This is a genomic window from Sphingomonas bacterium (genome assembly GCF_903644055.1).
Classification (GTDB): domain Bacteria; phylum Pseudomonadota; class Alphaproteobacteria; order Sphingomonadales; family Sphingomonadaceae; genus Sphingomonas_I.
On sequence record NZ_CAHJXD010000263.1, the window covers coordinates 1 to 4545 of the forward strand.

The window sequence follows — 4545 nt, forward strand, 5'->3', positions numbered from 1 at the left end:
AGGATGATCCGATACCCCTCCTCGCGCAGCGCCTTGCACGCCTGCGTCCCCGAATAATCGAACTCGCACGCCTGCCCGATGATGATCGGGCCGGCGCCGATGATGAGGATGGAGGCGATGTCGGTGCGGCGGGGCATTGCTCAGGCTGCCATCATTGAATACGTTGAGTGCATTGCCATCAGAAAGTGTCCGTCATGGGTAATGTTACCGTTCGCAGGATCGACGATACGGCGCAGCATAATGCCCGGCTGGCTGCGGCCGCCAACCGCCGATCGCTCGAAGCGGAGCTTCGCGACTTGATCGAACGGACTTACGCGCCCGCCGGTATCGACCGTGCCGCTCGCCTCCGGGCGCTGTCCGCATCGGAAAAGATCGCCCATCTGTGCAAGGTTGCCGGGGGCGCCGACATCGATCGCTTCATCCCCGCCCGAGAAAGCGAAGACATCGAGTTTCCGGAGCTGTGATCCTTGTCGATACCAACGTCTGGAGTGCCCAAAGCAAGCCGAACGCAGAACGTGCTGTGCTCGGATGGCTGAACCGGCACGCCGATGACCTGCTGTTGTCAACAATCGTGATTGCCGAACTCCAAGCAGGAATCGAGAATCCCAAAGCAGCAGGCCGCCGCGATGCACTGACCAGATGGCTGGACGACCTCGAAACGATCTATTCCGAGCAAATCCTGCATTTCGATGTGCGGTCCGCGCATTTCTTCGGGCGATTGATCGCCCAACGCAAATTGCAGCAGCAGCAGACCAAGCTCCTCGACACCGCTCTGGCGGCACAGGCGCTGGCACATGACTGCCCCGTCGCGACGCGAAACACGCGCGACTTCGCCTGGACCGGGGTGCAACTGATCGACCCTTGGCAGGCGTGATCGCCGGGTTCGAATTGACGAGGATGATCCGATAGCCCTCCGCGCGCAGCGCCTTGCACGCCTGCGTCCCCGAATGTTGGAACTCGCACGCCTGCCCGATGACGATCGGGCCGGCGCCGATGATGAGGATGACGTTGCGAGGAACCTTGCTCATTTCCCGTTCAACTGGCCCACGAACTGCTCGAACAGATAGTGGCTGTCCTGTGGGCCGGGGCTCGCTTCAGGGTGGTATTGAACCGAAAAGGCGGGTTTGTCGGTGAGGCGGAGGCCGGCAAGCGAGCCGTCGAATAGCGAAACGTGGGTGACTTCCGCCGTCGCGGGGAGGCTTTCGGTATCCACCGCGAAGCCGTGGTTCATGCTGGTGATCTCGACGCGGCCGTCGTCCGTGCGCTTGACCGGGTGGTTGGCGCCGCGGTGGCCCTGGTGCATCTTGTAGGTGCGGGCGCCGATCGCGAGGCCGAGGAGCTGGTGGCCGAGGCAGATGCCGAAGATCGGCGTACCGACCTTGAGCAGTTCCTGGATCACGGGCACGGCATAGGCGCCGGTGGCGGCGGGATCGCCGGGGCCGTTGGAGAGGAAGACGCCTTGCGGTTCGTGCGCCATCACCTCTTCGAAGGTGGCGGTGGCGGGGACGACCGTGACGCGCGCGCCGGCGGCGACAAGGTTGCGCAGGATGTTGCGCTTGAGGCCGTAATCGATCGCGACGACGTGGGGGCGGGCGTCGCCTCCCCTCCCGCTTGCGGGAGGGGATTGAGGGGTGGGTTCGCGCTCGCTGGTGGGGGTTTCGCTGGAAGGTGATGTCGCCCCACCCCCAGCCCCTCCCGCAAGCGGGAGGGGAGATTGCGCATAGCCCTCCCCCAGCGTCCACAGCCCCTCGTCCCACTTGTAGCTCTGGGTCGCGGACACCTCCTTCGCCAGGTCCATGCCCTCCAGGCCGGGCCAGTCGCGCGCCTGCGCCTTCAGTGCCTCGATATCGAACTCGCCCCTCGCATCGTGCGCGATGACGCCGTTGGGCGCGCCTTCGATGCGGATCGCGCGGGTCAGCGCGCGGGTGTCGATGCCGGCGAGGCCGATGCGGCCGTTGTTGCGCAGCCAGGTGTCGAAGCTCTGCGTGCTGCGGAAATTGCTCGGGTCGGTGACGTCCTCGCGGACGATGAGCCCCAGCGCGTGCGGGTTGATCGCCTCGATATCCTCGGCGTTGGCGCCGACGTTGCCGATGTGCGGGAAGGTGAAGGTGACGATCTGCCCCGCGTAGGAGGGATCGGTCATCACCTCCTGATAGCCGGTCATCGCGGTGTTGAAGCAGACCTCGCCGACCGCGGAACCCTCGGCGCCGAAGCCCTTGCCCCACAGCAAAGCGCCATTGCCGAGCACGAGCACGCCCGTCGCTCCGGCGGTCACAAGCGCGGGCGTGGCGTCGGCCATGATGGGCGGGCTCCTCCGGGAACGGCAGCGATGTCGCTAAGCGGCGTCCGCTAGACCGCGCGGGCATGGGGGTCAACACTACCCAAGGCACAGGAGGGCGCCTATCTGCGGACTTCTCCCCCGATAACCGAGAGCGCCATGATCCGAGACGATGTGAAGGCGGCGCAGATCGCCGCGATGAAGAGCGGCGACAAGGCGACGGTGGGCGCCGCGCGGCTGATCCAGGCGGCGATCAAGAATCGCGACATCGAGCTGCGCACCGGCACCGCGCCCGCCGACGACGACGCGATGGTCGCCGAAGTGCTCCAGAAGATGATCAAGCAGCGCCGCGAATCGATCGACATGTTCCGGAAGGGCGGCCGCGAGGAGCTGGCGGCGGCGGAAGAGGCCGAGGTGGCGGTGATCGAACGCTTCCTGCCCGCGCAGATGGGCGAGGCGGAGGCGGAGGCGGCGGTGGACGCGCTGGTGACGGAGCTGGGAGCCGCGAGCCTCAAGGACATGGGGCGGGTGATGGCGGCGCTGAAGGAGCGGTTCGCCGGGCAGATGGACATGGCGAAGGCGAGCGGGCTGGTGAAGGCGCGGTTGGCTGGTTGATCCTGGGCGGCTTGACGGCGACCCACCCCCGGCCCCTCCCGCAAGCGGGAGGGGAGAAGCTTCCGATATTGTCTCGCGCGGTATGGCATCTTGATCTCCCCTCCCGCTTGCGGGAGGGGTTGGGGGGTGGGCAAGCCGACGTTCAAGATTCGCGATACGCCGCGCGCGAAGGCGTTGCGCAACAGCGCCACGCCCGCCGAACGAAGATTGTGGCTGCGGCTCAAGAGCCGACAGGTCGATGGCTGCAAGTTCAGCCGCCAGATGCCGGTAGGACCTTATTTCGCCGACCTGCTCTGCCGGGAGAACAAGCTGATCGTCGAGGTGGATGGCTACAGCCATGACGTGCGTCAGCGGCAGGATGAAGAACGCACGGAGCGGCTTGAGGAGGCGGGATTTCGTGTGCTGCGCTTCGCCAACGCGGACGTGATGGCGAATATCGAGGGGGTCGTGCTGGCGATCGCGGAGGCGCTTCGGGGTGGGGCGCCCCACCCCCGGCCCCTCCCGCAGGCGGGAGGGGAGATGCGCATTGCGCTTCCCGACTCGCCATGACCCTCTCCCCGCAATTCCTCGACGAGGTTCGCCACCGGACGCATCTGTCCGCGCTGATCGGGCGATCGGTGAAGTTGCAGAAGGCGGGGCGGGAGTATCGGGCCTGCTGTCCGTTCCATGACGAGAAGAGCCCAAGCTTCTACGTCAACGACGACAAGGGCTTCTACCATTGCTTCGGCTGCGGGGCGCATGGCGATGCGATCCGGTTCCTGACCGAGAATCAGGGGCTGTCGTTCATCGATTCGGTCAAGGAGCTGGCGGCGGCGGCGGGGATGGAGATGCCCGCCGCCGATCCGCGCGCGGCGGAAAAGGCCGAGCGGCAATCGGGGTTGGCGGCGGCGAACGAGGCGGCGGCGCGGTGGTTCGCCGATCAGCTCAAGGGGATCGGCGGGGCGGAGGCACGCGCCTATCTCAAGCGGCGGCAGGTGCCCGACGCGCTGGCGGCGGCGTTCGGGATAGGCTTCGCGCCCGATGCGCGGGGCAAGCTCAAGGGCGCGCTGGCGTCGTTCGGCGACGAAACCTTGATCGAGGCGGGGCTGCTGATCCAGGTCGAGGAGAAGGACCCTTACGACCGCTTTCGCGGGCGGCTGATGATCCCGATCCGCGATCCGCGCGGGCGGGTGATCGCGTTCGGGGGGCGCATCCTCGATACCGGCGAACCTAAATATCTCAACTCGCCCGACACGCCATTGTTCGACAAGGGGCGAACCTTGTTCAACGTCGACCGCGCCGGCCCGGCGGCGCGGAAGGCCGATCGGCTGATCGTCGTCGAGGGCTATATGGACGTGATCGCGCTGGCGCGCGCGGGGATCGACGAGGTGGTGGCGCCCAACGGCACCGCCGTCACCGAGGCACAGCTCGAGCGGATGTGGCGGCTCGCCGAGGTGCCGATCCTCTGCCTCGACGGCGACAAGGCGGGGCGGAAGGCGGCGGTGCGCGCGGCGGTGCGGGCGCTGCCGATGGTGGCGCCGGGGCGCAGCCTCGCCTTCGTGACGCTGCCGGGGGGGCAGGATCCCGACGATCTGGTCAACGCCGGCGGGCGCGATGCGGTGGAGGCGGCGCTGGCGACCGCGCGGCCGCTGGTCGATCTGCTGTGGCAGGCG

The 4545-nt window shown here is 67.2% G+C and carries 6 protein-coding genes; 5 read left to right on the top strand and 1 reads right to left on the bottom strand.

The window, feature by feature from the left end; translation table 11 throughout:
* The first annotated feature begins 194 nt into the window (after positions 1 to 194).
* Entirely contained in the window at positions 195 to 464 is a 270-nt protein-coding gene (locus HUU94_RS11510) for a FitA-like ribbon-helix-helix domain-containing protein (RefSeq protein ID WP_438827122.1), read from the top strand.
* A complete protein-coding gene (locus tag HUU94_RS11515) occupies positions 461 to 874 on the top strand; it encodes a PIN domain-containing protein (RefSeq protein ID WP_174275216.1) in 414 nt (137 codons plus the stop codon). Before HUU94_RS11510 ends, HUU94_RS11515 begins: the two co-directional genes overlap by 4 nt.
* Positions 875 to 1024: 150 nt before the next feature.
* On the opposite strand, the gene carA is transcribed toward HUU94_RS11515, so the two are convergent.
* Positions 1025 to 2299 carry a glutamine-hydrolyzing carbamoyl-phosphate synthase small subunit gene (gene carA / locus HUU94_RS11520; protein WP_174275217.1) on the bottom strand — a complete coding sequence of 425 codons (1275 nt, stop codon included), beginning with the start codon at positions 2297 to 2299 and terminating at the stop codon, positions 1025 to 1027.
* 138 nt (positions 2300 to 2437) lie between these two features.
* Here carA and HUU94_RS11525 point away from each other — a divergent pair, with 138 nt between their 5' ends.
* The 3 genes from HUU94_RS11525 to dnaG all read left to right on the top strand — a co-directional run.
* The gene (locus HUU94_RS11525) at positions 2438 to 2893 is read left to right on the top strand and encodes a GatB/YqeY domain-containing protein (RefSeq protein ID WP_174275218.1); all 456 of its coding nucleotides are present in this window, start codon (positions 2438 to 2440) and stop codon (positions 2891 to 2893) included.
* Between the two features lie 126 nt (positions 2894 to 3019).
* On the top strand, positions 3020 to 3442 hold the full coding sequence (locus tag HUU94_RS11530; protein WP_174275219.1) for an endonuclease domain-containing protein: 423 nt from the start codon (positions 3020 to 3022) through the stop codon (positions 3440 to 3442).
* A partial coding sequence (gene dnaG / locus HUU94_RS11535; protein ID WP_174275220.1) for a DNA primase occupies positions 3439 to 4545 on the top strand: 1107 nt, incomplete at its 3' end. The genes HUU94_RS11530 and dnaG, both read left to right, overlap by 4 nt.

Coding starts and splice junctions, on each gene's coding strand:
- HUU94_RS11510 (WP_438827122.1), top strand. CDS start 195: ATGGGTAATGTTACCGTTCGCAGGATCGACGATACGGCGCAGCATAAT.
- carA (WP_174275217.1), bottom strand. CDS start 2,299: ATGGCCGACGCCACGCCCGCGCTTGTGACCGCCGGAGCGACGGGCGTG.
- HUU94_RS11525 (WP_174275218.1), top strand. CDS start 2,438: ATGATCCGAGACGATGTGAAGGCGGCGCAGATCGCCGCGATGAAGAGC.